We start from the raw sequence: 15,543 nt of genomic DNA on the forward strand, positions 1-15,543 counted from the left end.
CCACCACATCGCTCAACGGTCCACTTTCTCACCCGTACTCGACGGGTTGTCGCTTTCCCGTCCGGTGTCCGGCGCCGGGTCACTCGCCTGCCCGGGATCCGGGTCGGCAATGTCACCCTCGGGCCCTGTGGGCTCGTCCGGTGCGTCACCGCCGTCGGGCGTGGGTTCCGCACTCGCGGAACCGGCGTCGCCGTCCCCACCGTCGGAGTCTTCACCATCCGCGGCGATCGGCTCCTGCGAGGCCGACCGCTTGCGCTGGCTGTACATGCGGACACCAGCGAGGACCAGCAGCAGAACACCGCCGGCGATGACGAGCATCACGGTGGGGGTGATCTCCGAGACCTTCACCGTGAACTGCATCTTCTCGCCGTACGGCTTGCCGTCCTCGGTGTAGAGCTGCGCCGTCATCTTCACCGGGCCGTTCGCGTTGGCCGCGGCGTCGAACTTCACCGACTGGCTGTGCCCGCCCCCGACCTCGATCGGCCGCTCGGCGATGGCGTTGTCGTCGTCGAGGCTCAGACGGGTGGCGTTGTCCGAGCTGAGCCGCAGGACCAGGCCGTCGATGCCCTGGACCAGCCGGTTCTGCACGGTGACGGGAATGGTCGCACTCCGTCCCGACAGTGTGACCTGCGACTTCTCGATCAGCTTCACCTGCTCGGTGAGCACCTGGAGATTGCTCCGCACACTGTCGCGATAGAGCTGCGCCTCGCCGGAGAGCCCTCTCCAGGAAGTGGACATCTCCCGGTCGATCGACCTGCCGAAGGGGGCCGCCACCCGGTCCTCCAGCGTCAGGATGACCGTGAAGTTGTCCAGCCCGCTCTGGGTGGTGCGGATGTCCTCGAACGCCCGGATCGGCAGTTCCTGCTCCCGGAGCTGTCCGGGGTACCGCGATGTGGCCGGCACCTTCGTCGTGGCGTCGGCATCCGGCTTGACGCCCGCCGCAGCGACCAGGTCGAGCGGCTCGGTCCAGCGCTGACCGTCGAGGGCCGCGATCGCGCGAGCCATGGACTGCGCCTGGGAGGCGCTCGGCCTGCGCTGCGGGGCGACGACGATGCTTCGTTGGTTGTCCGGGTCCTGGCGGGTCACGGCCAGCGTCTGGGCGAGGAATTTCTGGACCGCGAGCGTGGAGCTGCCGGAGTCCAGCATGTTGCCCTCGAAGGCCTTGGAGAGGCGTGCGTCGGCCACCACGGCCGTCGTACCGCCACCGATGGGCCTCGCCGCCGTGGGCGTGTACGCCAGATCGTCGCGCAAGCTGTCGCTGCGGGCGATCACCTTGTCGGCGCCGGCCGAGGTGGCGACGTCCACGATCGACGAATCGATCGCTCCGTCGACGGGCCAGGCGAAGTCGACGGACGGCTTCACGTGGACGATCGTCTCGACGGTCTTCTCCGCGACCACGGTGGCCGGCTGGAGGTGACTGAGGGAGCCCGAGACGTTCTTGCCGCGGTGAGCCAGTGAAGCGAGATCGGGATCCGCGAACGGCAGCGCGATGACCTTACGCCCCTGAACGGCCGCCTCCACCGCGTTCAGCCACTGCTTGGCGACGGCCTGGTTCTTGCCCGCGACCGTGGTGGTGCCGCTCTTGACCCGGTAGTTCCTGGTCATCGCATCGACGGTGGCCAGGAGATCGGGGTCGATGACCCAGGTGACGGGGAGTTCACTGCCGAGGCTGACGAGCTGTCCGAGCCGTCCCTCGGGCGCGAGCTCCTTGGCCAGCGCTTCGTCCTCGAAGACCGGCGTCTGCTGCTCGTCCGAGCCCGTTTCCGACGTCAGGTGGGTCGATGAGATCAGCGGCCAGAGATAGGTGAACTGCGTCTTCTTCTCGGTGGCCTCCGGCTGCCAGGGCAGGAAGGTCCGCTCGATGCCTCGCACCTGATCGAAGGGCTCGGAGGGGGTTCGGCCCTCAAGGGCCACGCCGAGCTGATAGACGCCGTCCTCGTCGAGGTTCAGCTCACTGACGGGAACGGTGAGCGAGAACTCCCGGCCGATACCGGAGACGAGCTTGGGCAGCTTCGCCGCGAACTTGGCATCGACGCGGGAGCCGTCGGCACCGGCGATGAAGCCGGTCCGCCCGGCGGCGCGGTCGATGGCATTTCTGCCGTCGAGCTGCGGCCCGATCCGCACGCCGATCTCGGCGTCCGTGACCGTCTGCTTGCCCTCATTGGTGACCGTGCCGGAGATGGTGATCTTGTCGTTCGGTCCGGGGGCGGTCGGCGTCATCGTGTCGATGGACACATCCACCATGTTCGAGCCGGTGGCGTCCTCGGCGGCGTGCGCCGAGGGAGCGGCCGGCCCGATGAGGAGCCCGGCCACGAGCGGAGCGCCGGCGATCATGGAGGCTGTGCGCCGCAACCACCGGCGGGCAGGAGAAGTCATCCCCTGGAAGTCTGCCGCCTCCGTCACGCGCTCGTCCGTCCCTCGTCGTCTGATGCCGTCGGTCGTTGTCGCTCAGTGCGTCCACGCATGGTAACGAGGTCCGCTGTGCTGAAGTGCCGCGGAGTGCCTCACAAGATCGCAAGGAACTGTGGGGACTCCATGGAGCCCGGCGAGAAGCCGATCATCGGCCCACGGCCGGGAAGCGGCACGGTGACCGGGCGAGCGGCGGATAAACAGGGGCACCGAGCCCGGCGCGGGCACGTACCCTCTTCTGTTGTGCCGAACGCCAATGAAGACAACCCCAACGCCCTGAGCCAGGTGCAACGCCGTGCGGTGACGGAACTACTCCGTGTAGCGCCGGTCGCCGATGACCTCGCCCGTCGCTTCCAGGATGCCGGGTTCAGCCTTGCCCTTGTCGGCGGCTCGGTCCGGGACGCGTTGCTGGGGCGGCTCGGCAATGATCTGGACTTCACCACGGACGCCCGCCCCGAGGATGTCCTGAAGATCATGCGCCCCTGGGCCGATTCGGTATGGGACGTGGGTATCGCCTTCGGCACGGTCGGGTCCCAGAAGGACGGCTACCAGATCGAGGTCACGACCTACCGGTCCGAGGCGTACGACAGGACCTCCCGCAAGCCCGAGGTGTCCTACGGCGATTCCATCGAGGACGACCTGGTTCGCCGCGACTTCACGGTGAACGCGATGGCCGTCGCATTGCCGCAGAAGGAGTTCATCGACCCGCACCACGGCTTGGACGATCTGGCCGCACGTGTGCTGCGTACGCCGGGAACGCCGGAGGAGTCCTTCTCCGACGACCCGCTGCGCATGATGCGGGCCGCCCGCTTCGCCGCCCAGCTGGACTTCGAAGTGGCCCCCGAGGTGGTCACCGCGATGAAGGGCATGGCCGAGCGCATCGACATCGTCTCCGCCGAGCGGGTGAGGGAGGAGCTGAACAAGCTCATCCTGTCCGCCCACCCCCGCAAGGGGCTGGGCCTGCTCGTCGATTCCGGCCTGGCTGAGCGGGTGCTGCCCGAGCTGCCCGCGCTGCGACTGGAGAGCGATGAGCACCACCGGCACAAGGATGTCTACGAGCACTCCCTGACGGTTCTGGAACAGGCCATCGATCTGGAGGAGGACGGCCCGGACCTGATCCTGCGGCTGGCCGCGTTGCTCCATGACATCGGGAAGCCCCGGACGCGGCGTTTCGAGAAGGACGGCGGGGTCTCCTTCCACCACCACGAGGTGGTGGGCGCGAAGATGACCAAGAAGCGGATGACCGCGCTGAAGTACTCCAACGAGATGGTGAGGGATGTCTCGCGACTCGTGGAGCTGCATCTGCGGTTCCACGGCTATGGCGCCGGCGAGTGGACCGACTCGGCCGTACGTCGCTACGTCCGGGATGCGGGACCGCTGCTCAGCCGGCTCCACAAGCTGACCCGCTCCGACTGCACCACCCGTAATAAGCGCAAGGCTGCCGCGCTGTCCCGGGCCTACGACGGGCTCGAAGAGCGGATCGAGCAGCTGAAGGAGCAGGAGGAGCTGGACGCCATCAGGCCCGACCTGAACGGCAACCAGATCCAGGAGGTTCTGGGGGTTGGTCCCGGACCGGTGATCGGCAAGGCGTATGCGTTCCTGCTGGAGCTCCGGCTCGAGAACGGCCCGACGGAGGAGGACGCCGCTGTGGCGGCCCTGAAGGAATGGTGGGCGACGCAGGACTGAGCTCCCTGCGCGAGCTCGACGATGGAGGGCTCGATGTTTCACGTGAAACATCGAGTCTGGCAGTGCGCTGAGGGGCGATGTTTCACGTGAAACATCGCCCCTTCGTTAGGGCCGCAGGGGACCGGAGCCCTCTGGTGTCGCGTCCACCCGGCTCCACCAGGCCACCGCTGCGGCGATTGCCGCGTAGATGAGCGACACGAGAAGTGCCAGATGGACCGAGCGGCCGTCGGGGGGCAGCATCAGTGCCGCGACGGCGGCGGCACCCACGAACGCCACATTGAACAGCACGTCGTAGAGCGAGAAGACGCGGCCGCGATAGGCATCGTCCACCGATGTCTGGATCACGGTGTCCGCCGTGATCTTCGCGCCTTGAGTGATGAGCCCCAGGACGAACGCCGCGACCAGTATCGGCACGGGGGCGAACGGCAGTCCCAGAGCGGGCTCCAGGACGGCGGCCGTCCCGGCGCAGGCCACGAGCCAGCCATGGGTTCCGAGTCTTTCGACGGCCCATGGCGTCACCACGGCCGCGGCGAAGAAGCCGGCGCCCGAGATGGCGATGGCGAGGCCGAGCAGAGCGAGGCCGTCCTTCTCGTCCTCGTACCAGGCGTACCGGCACAGCATCAGGACCATGACCGTCAGTGCCCCGTAGCAGAACCGCATCAAGGTCATCGCGATCAGTACCCGCATCGCGGGCTTCCGGCTCGCCAGGTGCCGTACGCCGCTCGCCAAGCCGCGTGCCGTTGAGGCGATCGCGGAGAGCAGTCGGCGCTGTTGCAACTCCTGGTCCGGTCCCAGCAGTTGGCGGCCCATCCGGAGTGCGGCGAGAGCTGAGCACAGATAGAGCACGGCGCCGAGCAGGACCACCACGGCGTCGGAGTTGTCGGACAGCAGTCGTACGGCAAAGGCGAGGCCTCCGCCTGCTGTCGCCGCGAGCGTACCGGCGGTGGGTGAGAGGGAGTTGGCCATGACGAGCCGGTCCGCGTCGACAACCCGGGGCAGGGCGGCGGAGAGACCGGCCAGGACGAAGCGGTTGACCGCGGTGACCGAGAGAGCAGAGGCGTAGAACAGCCAGTCGGGCACGGAGGCGAGGATCAGCAACGCGGTGCAGGACGCGAGCAGCGCCCGCAGGAGATTTCCGTAGAGGAAGACCTGGCGGCGCTGCCAGCGGTCGAGCAGGACGCCGGCGAACGGCCCGATCACGGAGTACGGAAGCAGCAGGACGGCCATGGCCGACGCGATGGCGGCGGGCGAGGTCTGCTTCTCCGGGGAGAAGACCACGTATGTGGCGAGCGCGACCTGGAAGACGCCGTCGGCCGCCTGGGACAGCAGCCGGACCGTCAGGAGTCGACGGAAGTGGGTCAGGCGCAGGAGTACGCGCAGATCACGTACGACGGGCATGTGATCAAGCCTCACACACGCCGAGGGTCCCCGGGCGGTTGACCCGGGGACCCTCGGCGGACGATCAGCTGAACGCTTAGCGCTCGACCTCGCCCTGGATGAACTTCTCGACGTTCTCGCGGGCCTCGTCGTCGAAGTACTGAACCGGCGGGGACTTCATGAAGTACGACGACGCCGAGAGGATCGGGCCACCGATGCCACGGTCCTTGGCGATCTTCGCGGCGCGCACGGCGTCGATGATGATGCCCGCGGAGTTCGGGGAGTCCCAGACCTCGAGCTTGTACTCGAGGTTCAGCGGGACCTCGCCGAAGGCGCGGCCCTCGAGGCGGACGTACGCCCACTTGCGGTCGTCGAGCCAGGCCACGTAGTCCGACGGGCCGATGTGGACGTTGTCCTCGCCCATATCGCGGTCACGGATCTGCGAGGTGACGGCCTGCGTCTTCGAGATCTTCTTGGACTCCAGGCGATCACGCTCGAGCATGTTCTTGAAGTCCATGTTGCCGCCGACGTTCAGCTGCATCGTGCGGTCCAGGATGACGCCCCGGTCCTCGAAGAGCTTCGCCATCACGCGGTGCGTGATGGTGGCGCCGACCTGGGACTTGATGTCGTCGCCGACGATCGGGACGCCCGCCTCGGTGAACTTGTCCGCCCACTCCTTGGTCCCGGCGATGAAGACGGGGAGAGCGTTGACGAACGCGACCTTGGCGTCGATGGCGCACTGCGCGTAGTACTTCGCAGCGTCCTCGGAACCGACAGGGAGGTAGCAGACCAGGACGTCGACCTGGTTGTCCTTGAGGGCCTGGACGATGTCCACCGGGGTCTCGGCGGACTCCTCGATCGTCTGGCGGTAGTACTTGCCCAGACCGTCGAGCGTGTGACCGCGCTGCACGGTGACGCCCGAGTTCGGCACGTCGCAGATCTTGATGGTGTTGTTCTCGCTGGCGCCGATGGCGTCCGAGAGGTCGAGGCCGACCTTCTTGGCGTCCACGTCGAAGGCGGCCACGAACTCGACGTCCCGGACGTGGTAGTCGCCGAACTGGACGTGCATCAGACCCGGCACCTTGCCGGCCGGGTCGGCGTCCTTGTAGAACTCGACGCCCTGCACCAGCGAGGCGGCGCAGTTGCCCACGCCGACGATGGCTACGCGAACCGAACCCATTCCGGTTGCTCCCTGTGTGATCTCGGTATTCCGGATGAAACCCTGCGGACCGCGGGGTCTCACTTGGTGGTGTCGTCGGACGGATCCGGCGGGGTGGAGGGCCCGGGGGAGGTTCCCCTGGACGACTCGGCACTCCCGTACCGGGGCAGGCCGCCCGTCGCTCCAGATGTGTTGTCCTGCTGAGCTGCGCTCTCGGAGGAGGGCTGTTGCCGGCCCCGCCCCGCTCGCTCGCTCTCGATGAGCTCGTTCAGCCAGCGCACTTCGCGCTCCACGGACTCCATGCCGTGCCGCTGAAGCTCAAGGGTGTAGTCGTCGAGGCGCTCCCGTGTGCGGGCGAGGGAGGCGCGCATCTTCTCCAGGCGCTCCTCCAGCCTGCTGCGACGGCCTTCCAGCACCCGCATCCGCACCTCTCGCTCCGTCTGCCCGAAGAAGGCGAAGCGAGCAGCGAAATGCTCGTCCTCCCAGGTGTCCGGGCCGGTGTGCGAGAGCAGCTCCTCGAAGTGCTCCTTACCTTCTGCCGTCAACCGGTAGACGATCTTGGCGCGGCGCCCTGCGAGTGACGCGGCGAGAGCATCCTCGGGAGCACTTCCCGGTTCCTCGATCAACCAGCCGTTGGCGACCAGCGTCTTGAGGCAGGGGTAGAGGGTTCCGTAACTGAAGGCGCGGAAGATCCCGAGCGACGTATTGAGCCGTTTGCGCAGCTCATAGCCATGCATCGGGGCTTCACGGAGCAGACCGAGGACGGCGAACTCAAGGATGCCGGAGCGCCTGCTCACCGATGCCTCCTTCGTCGTCCCGGTCGTTTATGTCGTGCTGATGTATCGACTCGATACATCAGCACGATAGGCCCGTGTGCCTCCTGCGACAAGGGGGGTCATCGTGAACGGCGTCACATCATCAATTCGCAGCAGGCAACTTGCCTGATTTGGGGTGAACTTCATTGCTAGGTGGGTTTTGACCGTGCGTAGTCTGTGCGGCATGCAGACCACCGGGAACCATGAGACGCCTGTGTGCGTCCTCGCCGTGGATGCGCAGCGGATGAGCTCTTTCGGGAGCTGGTCCGTATCCATTTCGGGGGGACCGGAACTCAACTGCCGCTTCCAGGCGTCTCGCCTGCCCGAGGAGTAGTCGTTCGATGAGCGAGCACCGTCGCAAACCGCCGCAGCCGCAAGGTGGCGGGCGTGCGGCTGCCAGGCGCGCCGCCCAGCAGCCCACTGGCCGCCGCGCAGCCCCCCGGGGCACCGGCTCGGAATCTCCCTCCGTTTCCTACGGTGAGGAGCAGACTTATGGTGGCCGGGCCGAGGCTCGCCGCGCCGCACAGCGTGGTGGCAGCCGCCGGCGCGTCGACGAGGCCGCGGGCGCCGGGCACGGCGGCCGCGGTGGTGGACGTCGTGGTGGCGGCGGTGGCGGGGGCCATGACGGGCCCGGCCGGGGCGCTGGAGGCCCGGGCAAGAAGCGCCTGATCGACTATCCGCGCCACAACAAGTACGGATGGCGACGCTGGGTTCCTTCGTGGAAGCTCGTCACCGGTTTGTGCATCGGCTTCCTCGGCAGTCTCATGGCGGCGGCCACCATTGCCTACGCGATGGTGGAGGTCCCCGACCCGAGCAAGACGGCCGAGGCGCAGAACAACGTCTACTACTGGGCCGACAACACACAGATGGCCGCCACCGGTGGTGAGATCAACCGTCAGATCGTCGACATCGGCGAGATCCCGAAGGCCATGCAGGACGCGGTGATCTCGGCGGAGAACAAGACGTTCCGGACCGACTCGGGGATCGACCCCATGGGTATCGGCCGGGCTGTGGTCAACATGGCCAAGGGCGGCCAGACCCAGGGTGGCTCCACCATCACCCAGCAGTACGTGAAGAACGCGATGCTCGGTGACCAGTCGCAGACTCTGAGCCGTAAGGCCAAGGAGCTGTTCATCTCCATCCGTGTCGGCACCGACATGGACAAGCCCGACATCATGGCCGGCTATCTGAACACCTCGTACTACGGGCGTGGTGCCTACGGCATCCAGGCCGCGGCCCGTACGTACTACGGCAAGGACGCCAAGGAGCTGAACCCCAGCGAGTGCGCCTTCCTTGCCTCGCTGCTCAAGGGTGCGACGTACTTCGATCCGGCCGGTTCCGTGGACATCGACCCGGCGGCGACGCCGAAGGCCAATCTGGCCCGCGCGACGGACCGCTGGCAATGGATCATGAACGAGATGGTCAAGGACAAGCATCTGACCCCCGCCGCGCGGGCCGAGTACCCCGAGTTCCCCATGCCCGAGTCTGTCTCGAAGGGGGCGAAGCTCGGGGGTCAGGTCGGCTATCTGGTCGATCTCGCCAAGTCGAACTTCCTCAACAACAACGAAGACATCGACGCGAACGACCTGGCACGCGGCGGCTACGAGATCCACACCACCTTCGACCAGAAGAAGGTCGATCAGCTCGAGGCCGCGGTGAAGAAGGTCCGCGAGGCCAACATCAAGCCCGACAAGCGGCCGGAAACGGACACTCACGTCCAGTTCGGTGGTGCGTCGGTCGACCCGCGGACCGGTGCGATCGTGGCCATCTACGGCGGCGAGGACGCGACTAAGCACTTCACCAACAACGCCAACGAGACCGGTGCCCAGGTCGGATCGACCTTCAAGCCGTTCGTCCTGGCGGCGGCGATGCGCGACGGTGTGCGCAACCCGCAGGCCGGCCCGGACCAGGGCAGCGACGAGCGCACGATCGTCGACCCCGACAAGAGCGTCTACAACGGCCAGAACAAGCTCAAGATCAAGAACTACGACGGGACGGTGTGGCAGAACGAGGAGGGGAAGGAGTGGCTGCAGACCAACGACGGCGATGAGTCGTACAAGAACATCACCCTGCGCGAAGCCATGATCCACTCCGCGAACTCGCCTTTCGTGCAGCTCGGCATGGACGTCGGTATCCCCGTCGTCCGTCAGTCCGCCATCGACGCGGGCCTTCTCGAGTCCTCGCTCAACAAGTCGGACGTTCCCTCGTTCTCGATCGGTATCTCCTCCCCCAGCGCCATCCGTATGGCCGGTGCCTATGCCACCTTCGCGGCCGAGGGCGAGCAGCGCGCCCCGTACTCCGTCAAGGAGGTGAAGCAGAAGGGCAAGACGATCTACGAGCACAAGGACGACCCCGTCGGGAAGTTCACTCCGGCCGTCGCCAACAACGTGACCGACGTGCTCAAGGACGTCGTCGAGGACGAGGAGGGCACCGGCCGGAACGCGCGGTTGCCGGGCCGTGAGGTCGCCGGCAAGACCGGTACGACCGACGGCAACAAGTCCGCCTGGTTCGTGGGCTACACCCCGCAGCTGTCGACCGCGATCGACATGTACCGCCTGGACGACAACGAGAAGAACGCCAAGCGCGGCTTCCTCGAGATGTTCGGAACGGGTGGCCAGAAGAAGATCCACGGTGCGTCGTTCCCGTCGGAGATCTGGCAGGCATACATGAAGGAAGCGCTCAAGGGCCAGAAGGTCATGAAGTTCCCGGAGCCGGAGCCGCTCGGACAGGCCGTCTGGGGTGGCGGAGCCGTGAGCCCGTCCCCCACGCCGTCCGAGACGCCGAGCGAGACCCCGTCCGAGACGCCCAGCGAGACCCCGTCAGAGACGCCCAGCGAGAGTCCCGACCCCTCGGAGTCCTGCAACCCGTGGGAGGACATCACCTGCGGTACGCAGGGCGGTGCCACCGGCGGTCAACCCGGTGGTTCGGACAACGGCGGAGGCGTCAACGAAGGATCGGACGGCGGCCCGACGAGCAGTTCGTCGCCACCGGCGGCGAACGGTGGCAACAACGGCAACGACAGCGGAAGCCTCTTCGGGGGTCCGGGCGGCTAGCGCCGCCACCGCAGCTCCGTGATCGCAGGGCCGTCGCGCCGGGACGCACAGCATGTGCGTAACGATGCGGCGGCCCTGCGGCCTATCCGTTCCCGTACGGCAGGATGTGCACCATGCCCAGCGCAGAAGAGACGAGCGTGTACGAGGACAGGCCGGACGTCCGACCCACCCGGCGGGATTCCGTCGCCGCGTCCGGCAGCGAGCTGATCGGCGGTCCGGCCGGCCGCTGGGCCCTGCGTGTCCGCAGCGGTTATCTGACGCCCGTACGGGTCGTGGCGGTGGTGGCCATCGGCATGTTTGCGCTGGGCATGGTGCAGAAGATGCCCTGCTACAACTGGGCCTGGTTCCGGGGCACCAGCTCGCAGTACACGCACGCCTGCTACTCCGACATTCCGCATCTCTTCCTGGGGCGCGGCTTCTCGGAGGGACTCATTCCGTACTTCGACCGGCTGGCCGGCGACATGGAGTACCTGGAGTATCCGGTGCTGACCGGCCTGTTCATGCAGGTGGCGTCATGGCTGAATCTGGCCGACGGCTCATTGCAGCAGCAGGAGCAGGCCTACTGGATGATCAATGCAGGCATGCTCATGATCTGCACGGCGGTCATCGCTGTCTGTGTGGCCCGCACACACCGCCGCCGGCCGTGGGACGCACTCCTGCTGGCCCTGGCGCCCGCGTTCGCCCTGACGGCGACCATCAACTGGGATCTGCTCGCCGTCGCCCTCACGGCGGCGGCGATGCTGATGTGGTCCCGCGGGCGGACGCTGGCCTTCGGCATCCTCATCGGGCTGGCGACCGCTGCCAAGCTCTATCCCGCACTTCTGCTGGGACCCCTGCTTCTGCTGTGCTGGCGGGCCGGCAAGTGGCGAGAGTTCGCCACGGCGGCGCTGGGTGCGGCGGGCGCATGGTTCGTGGTCAATCTGCCGGTGATGGTGCTGGCGCCCGAGGGCTGGAAGAAGTTCTACACATTCAGCCAGGAACGACAGATCGACTTCGGTTCGTTCTGGCTGATCATCACCCAGCGCACCGGCGAGGGCATCGACGTCGGGAAGGTGAACACCTACGCGACGCTGCTCATGCTCCTGGCCTGCGCGGGGATCGCGGCGCTCGCGCTGGCAGCGCCCCGGCGACCGCGTCTGGCCCAGCTCGCCTTCCTGGTCGTCGCGGCGTTCATCCTCACCAACAAGGTCTACTCGCCGCAGTACGTCCTGTGGCTGATCCCGCTCGCCGCGCTGGCCCGGCCGCGCTGGCGCGACTTCCTGATCTGGCAGGCCTGCGAGGTCATGTACTTCCTCGGGATCTGGATGTACCTCGCCTACACGACCAGCACCAAGCATCAGGGGCTGCCCCCCGAGGGGTACCAGGTGGCGATCGCCCTGCACGTGCTGGGGACGCTCTATCTGTGCGCCGTGGTGGTCCGGGACATCCTGATGCCGGAGCGGGACGGCGTACGGCAGGACGGCTCGGACGACCCGTCGGGCGGTGTGCTCGACGGGGCGGAGGACGTCTTCGTCGTGGGGCAGGCGGCGCACCCCGCGCGGCATGCGGCGCACGCGATGGAGGGGCCGAAGGTGGAGTGGGGAACGGGGCCGCGAACGACTGGCGGAGCCCAGTCGTAGGGGCCGGAACCCGTCACGGGCCCCGGAGGGTCGCAGACCCCCCGGGCGGCCCTCAGGACCGGCTCAGCGGTCCACCAGGCGGTCGAACTGGGTCGTGGTGTGGCGAAGGTGCGCCACCAGTTCGTCGCCGACCCGCGGCTCGTCCGCGTCCGAGGGGACGAACAGGATCGAGACCTGCATGTGCGGGGGCTCGGCGAACCATCGCTGCTTGCCCGCCCACACGAACGGAGAAAGGTTCCGGTTGACGGTCGCCAGGCCTGCCCGGGCGACGCCCTTGGCGCGAGGCATCACACCGTGCAGCGCCTTCGGAGCCTCCAGGCCGACGCCGTGCGAGGTGCCGCCGGCGACGACGACGAGCCAGCCGTCGGACGCGGCCTTCTGCTGCCGGTAGCCGAACCGGTCGCCCTTGGACACACGGGTCACGTCGAGGACGGCGCCGCGGTACTCGGTCGCGTCGTGGTCGCCGAGCCACAGCCGCGTGCCGATACGGGCGCGGAAACGGGTCTGCGGGAACTGCTGCTGGAGCCGGGCCTGCTCCTCGGACCGCAGATGGCTGACGAACATGGAGTGCAGCGGCAGACGTGCGGCGCGCAGCCGGTCCATCCAGCCGATGACCTCTTCGACCGCGTCGGAGCCGTCGGTGCGGTCCAGCGGCAGATGGAGGGCGAAGCCTTCCAGCCGTACGTCCTCGATGGCGGAGTGGAGCTGTCCCAGGTCCTGCTCGGAGACGCCGTGGCGCTTCATCGAGCTCATGCACTCGATGACGACACGGGCGCCGACGAGGGCGTGCACGCCGTCGACCGAGGAGACGGAGCGGATCACGCGGTCGGGCAGCGGCACCGGCTCCTCACCCCGGCGGAAGGGCGTGAGGACGAGGAGATCGCCGCTGAACCAGTCCTTGATCCGGGCCGCCTCGTACGTCGTCCCGACGGCCAGCATGTCGGAGCCGAAGCGGGAAGCCTCGTCCGAGAGCCGCTCGTGCCCGAAGCCGTAGCCGTTCCCCTTGCAGACCGGTACGAGACCGGGGAACTGGTCGATCACGGTCTTCTGGTGCGCCCGCCAGCGCGCGGTGTCGACGTAGAGGGAGAGCGCCATGGCCGGCCCGGAACCTTTCTGGTGTGTGCGGTGTATCAGAGGTATGTACGAGATCTACGAGGTTACGGGGTCGGCCACGGGCACGTCAGCGGCGCGACATGTACATGTCCAGTGCCTTGTGCAGCAGCTTGTTGAGGGGGAAGTCCCACTCGCCGACGTACTCCACGGCTTCGCCACCGGTGCCGACCTTGAACTGGATCAGACCGAAGAGGTGGTCGGTCTCGTCCAGCGAGTCGCTGATGCCGCGCAGGTCGTAGACCGTCGCACCCATGGCGTACGCGTCGCGCAGCATCCGCCACTGCATCGCGTTCGAGGGCCGGACCTCGCGCCCGATGTTGTCGGAGGCGCCGTAGGAGTACCAGACGTGTCCGCCGACGACCAGCATCGTCGCCGCCGACAGGTTCACGCCGTTGTGCCGCGCGAAGTACAGCCGCATGCGGTTGGGGTCCTCGGAGTTGAGCACCTTCCACATGCGCTGGAAGTACGAGAGCGGGCGGGGCCTGAAGTGGTCGCGCACCGCCGTGATCTCGTACAGCCGCTGCCATTCCTCGAGGTCGTCGTAGCCGCCCTGGACGACCTCCACGCCGGCCTTCTCGGCCTTCTTGATGTTGCGGCGCCAGAGCTGGTTGAAGCCCTTGAGGACATCGTCGAGGGACCGGTTCGCGAGGGGCACCTGATAGACGTAGCGAGGCTGGACGTCACCGAAGCCGGCACCGCCGTCCTCGCCCTGCTGCCAGCCCATCTTCCGCAGCCGGTCGGCGACTTCGAAGGCACGCGGCTCGATGTGGGAGGCCTCGACGTCGCGCAGCCGCTTCACGTCCGGGTCCTGGATGCCCGACTTGATGGCAGGGGCGTCCCAGCGCCGGATGACGACCGGCGGACCCATCTTCACCGAGAAGGCGCCCTGCTGCTTGAGATGGGCGAGCATCGGCTGAAGCCAGTCGTCCAGGTTCGGGGCGTACCAGTTGATGACCGGGCCCTCGGGCAGATAGGCGAGGTACCGCTTGATCTTGGGGAGCTGGCGGTACAACACCAGGCCGACACCGACCAGTTCGCCGCTCTTGTCGAACCAGCCCAGGTTCTCCGAGCGCCATTCGGTCTTCACATCCGCCCACGCCGGGACCTGGCAATGACTGGCCGACGGCAGTGTCTGGATATACGCCAGATGCTGCTCTCGGCTGATGGTCCTCAGGGTCAGGCTCATGCGGGGCGCTCCTCGGCAGGTGTGTCCCCATGGGTCAGGGGCTCCGGCTCTCGCGCCGAAGCCTACTGCGCTGGGGGAGCGCCCCGAATGGCTGCAGGGAACAGCGTCCCTGTGACATGAGCCCTGCCGCCCGAGCTGCCCTGCCCGAGCGGGCCGTCGATGAATCCGGGCCGACTGCTCCGGACGGGCCAGAGCCTGTCGTATGGGGCGGAAGGTCGCCGCTCGGATCGGCCTAGCCGATGACCCCACCGAAGAGGCCGCCGTGGGCCATACCGAGGAAGAAGCCGATGCCTGATGCGCCCATTCCGACGATCAGAGCGAAGCGCTCGCGGGTCGTCGCCGAGATGAACTGCCCGTACGCACCCGTGAGGAGGCCGATGAGGCCGGCCCACGAGCTGAGCAGATGGAGGTTGTGGAACATCGCCGTGACGAACGCGAGGACGCCGAGCACCAGCGTCACCGCGACCAGGGTGTCCTGGAGGGGGTGGGGCTTGCCGTCCGTGGCGAAGAGGGAAACAGCGGACTCACTGGAGTGACGTCGCATTGCCTGTGCCATGAGGCACCTCCTGGCGTTGCCGGAAGGCGGCGCATCGTAGCGCCGCGCACACCCGATGTGTACAGATTGCGTCCCCCGGCCACCGGATTTCAACCGGAAGCACGTCTGCAGGTAGTCTGTATGGTCTGCACCGGTGTCTGCCCTGCCCGCCGCCGATCGTCCGCGATTGTCAGTGGTGGCGGATACCGTTGCTTACGCATCACGACCCTCCTGCCACGGAACGACCGTGGCCGCTGAGTCCAAAGGAGGTGGGTTCTACATGCGTCACTACGAAATGATGGTCATCCTCGACCCCGATCTCGAGGAGCGCGCTGTCTCCCCGCTGATCGAGAACTTCCTCTCCGTCGTCCGTGAGGGCAACGGAAAGGTCGAGAAGGTCGACACCTGGGGCCGTCGTCGTCTCGCTTACGAGATCAAGAAGAAGCCCGAGGGCATCTACTCGGTCATCGACCTGCAGGCCGAGCCTGCGGTCGTCAAGGAGCTCGACCGCCAGATGAACCTGAACGAGTCGGTCCTCCGGACCAAGGTCCTCCGCCCCGAGACCCACTGAGCGTCTAGCTCAGAGGTCAT

12 protein-coding genes are annotated in these 15,543 nt (G+C 67.3%); 5 read left to right on the forward strand and 7 right to left on the reverse strand.

What is annotated here, in order from left to right; genetic code table 11:
• Positions 1-12: 12 nt before the first annotated feature.
• Entirely contained in the window at positions 13-2,403 is a 2,391-nt protein-coding gene (locus tag ABTX78_RS11280) for a DUF6049 family protein (RefSeq protein ID WP_352206536.1), read from the reverse strand.
• Positions 2,404-2,652: 249 nt separating this feature from the next.
• Between ABTX78_RS11280 and ABTX78_RS11285 the strand changes: the two genes are divergently transcribed.
• Positions 2,653-4,095, forward strand: coding sequence for a CCA tRNA nucleotidyltransferase (locus tag ABTX78_RS11285; protein WP_352206537.1), 1,443 nt, complete (start codon positions 2,653-2,655; stop codon positions 4,093-4,095).
• Positions 4,096-4,200: 105 nt separating this feature from the next.
• Here ABTX78_RS11285 and ABTX78_RS11290 read toward each other — a convergent pair whose 3' ends face one another.
• The 3 genes from ABTX78_RS11290 to ABTX78_RS11300 all read right to left on the reverse strand — a co-directional run bounded on the left by ABTX78_RS11290 (position 4,201) and on the right by ABTX78_RS11300 (position 7,428).
• Complete coding sequence (locus ABTX78_RS11290; RefSeq protein ID WP_352206538.1) at positions 4,201-5,493, reverse strand: MFS transporter; 1,293 nt, start codon at positions 5,491-5,493, stop codon at positions 4,201-4,203.
• A 76-nt stretch (positions 5,494-5,569) separates the two neighbouring features.
• A complete protein-coding gene (locus ABTX78_RS11295; protein WP_352206539.1) occupies positions 5,570-6,652 on the reverse strand; it encodes an inositol-3-phosphate synthase in 1,083 nt (360 codons plus the stop codon).
• A 59-nt stretch (positions 6,653-6,711) separates the two neighbouring features.
• Positions 6,712-7,428, reverse strand: a complete 717-nt coding sequence (locus ABTX78_RS11300; protein WP_352206540.1) for a PadR family transcriptional regulator — start codon at positions 7,426-7,428, stop codon at positions 6,712-6,714.
• A 510-nt stretch (positions 7,429-7,938) separates the two neighbouring features.
• Between ABTX78_RS11300 and ABTX78_RS11305 the strand changes: the two genes are divergently transcribed.
• The 3 genes from ABTX78_RS11305 (at position 7,939) to ABTX78_RS11315 (ending at position 12,118) form a co-directional block, all read left to right on the forward strand.
• The gene (locus ABTX78_RS11305) at positions 7,939-8,115 is read left to right on the forward strand and encodes a hypothetical protein (protein ID WP_352206541.1); all 177 of its coding nucleotides are present in this window, start codon (positions 7,939-7,941) and stop codon (positions 8,113-8,115) included.
• Between the two features lie 95 nt (positions 8,116-8,210).
• Complete coding sequence (locus ABTX78_RS11310) at positions 8,211-10,499, forward strand: transglycosylase domain-containing protein (protein WP_352206542.1); 2,289 nt, start codon at positions 8,211-8,213, stop codon at positions 10,497-10,499.
• Positions 10,500-10,612: 113 nt separating this feature from the next.
• A complete protein-coding gene (locus ABTX78_RS11315) occupies positions 10,613-12,118 on the forward strand; it encodes a glycosyltransferase family 87 protein (protein WP_352206543.1) in 1,506 nt (501 codons plus the stop codon).
• A 63-nt stretch (positions 12,119-12,181) separates the two neighbouring features.
• Here ABTX78_RS11315 and ABTX78_RS11320 read toward each other — a convergent pair whose 3' ends face one another.
• The 3 genes from ABTX78_RS11320 to ABTX78_RS11330 all read right to left on the reverse strand — a co-directional run bounded on the left by ABTX78_RS11320 (position 12,182) and on the right by ABTX78_RS11330 (position 14,973).
• Positions 12,182-13,213, reverse strand: coding sequence for an alanine racemase (locus tag ABTX78_RS11320; RefSeq protein WP_352206544.1), 1,032 nt, complete (start codon positions 13,211-13,213; stop codon positions 12,182-12,184).
• An 85-nt stretch (positions 13,214-13,298) separates the two neighbouring features.
• Positions 13,299-14,417, reverse strand: coding sequence for a lipid II:glycine glycyltransferase FemX (locus ABTX78_RS11325; RefSeq protein ID WP_313945333.1), 1,119 nt, complete (start codon positions 14,415-14,417; stop codon positions 13,299-13,301).
• Between the two features lie 232 nt (positions 14,418-14,649).
• Positions 14,650-14,973, reverse strand: coding sequence for a hypothetical protein (locus ABTX78_RS11330; protein ID WP_352206545.1), 324 nt, complete (start codon positions 14,971-14,973; stop codon positions 14,650-14,652).
• A gap of 259 nt (positions 14,974-15,232) precedes the next feature.
• Between ABTX78_RS11330 and rpsF the strand changes: the two genes are divergently transcribed.
• Entirely contained in the window at positions 15,233-15,523 is a 291-nt protein-coding gene (rpsF, locus tag ABTX78_RS11335) for a 30S ribosomal protein S6 (protein ID WP_159689873.1), read from the forward strand.
• Positions 15,524-15,543: the final 20 nt, after the last annotated feature.

This window comes from Streptomyces sp. NPDC096193, assembly GCF_040302905.1.
Lineage (GTDB): Bacteria > Actinomycetota > Actinomycetes > Streptomycetales > Streptomycetaceae > Streptomyces.

What these genes read in the sequence shown, in the direction of transcription:
- rpsF (WP_159689873.1), top strand. Translation starts at nt 15,233, where the DNA reads ATGCGTCACTACGAAATGATGGTCATCCTCGACCCCGATCTCGAGGAG.
- ABTX78_RS11290 (WP_352206538.1), bottom strand. Translation starts at nt 5,493, where the DNA reads ATGCCCGTCGTACGTGATCTGCGCGTACTCCTGCGCCTGACCCACTTC.
- ABTX78_RS11330 (WP_352206545.1), bottom strand. Translation starts at nt 14,973, where the DNA reads ATGGCACAGGCAATGCGACGTCACTCCAGTGAGTCCGCTGTTTCCCTC.
- ABTX78_RS11305 (WP_352206541.1), top strand. Translation starts at nt 7,939, where the DNA reads ATGGTGGCCGGGCCGAGGCTCGCCGCGCCGCACAGCGTGGTGGCAGCC.
- ABTX78_RS11320 (WP_352206544.1), bottom strand. Translation starts at nt 13,213, where the DNA reads ATGGCGCTCTCCCTCTACGTCGACACCGCGCGCTGGCGGGCGCACCAG.
- ABTX78_RS11295 (WP_352206539.1), bottom strand. Translation starts at nt 6,652, where the DNA reads ATGGGTTCGGTTCGCGTAGCCATCGTCGGCGTGGGCAACTGCGCCGCC.
- ABTX78_RS11315 (WP_352206543.1), top strand. Translation starts at nt 10,613, where the DNA reads ATGCCCAGCGCAGAAGAGACGAGCGTGTACGAGGACAGGCCGGACGTC.
- ABTX78_RS11310 (WP_352206542.1), top strand. Translation starts at nt 8,211, where the DNA reads ATGGCGGCGGCCACCATTGCCTACGCGATGGTGGAGGTCCCCGACCCG.
- ABTX78_RS11325 (WP_313945333.1), bottom strand. Translation starts at nt 14,417, where the DNA reads ATGAGCCTGACCCTGAGGACCATCAGCCGAGAGCAGCATCTGGCGTAT.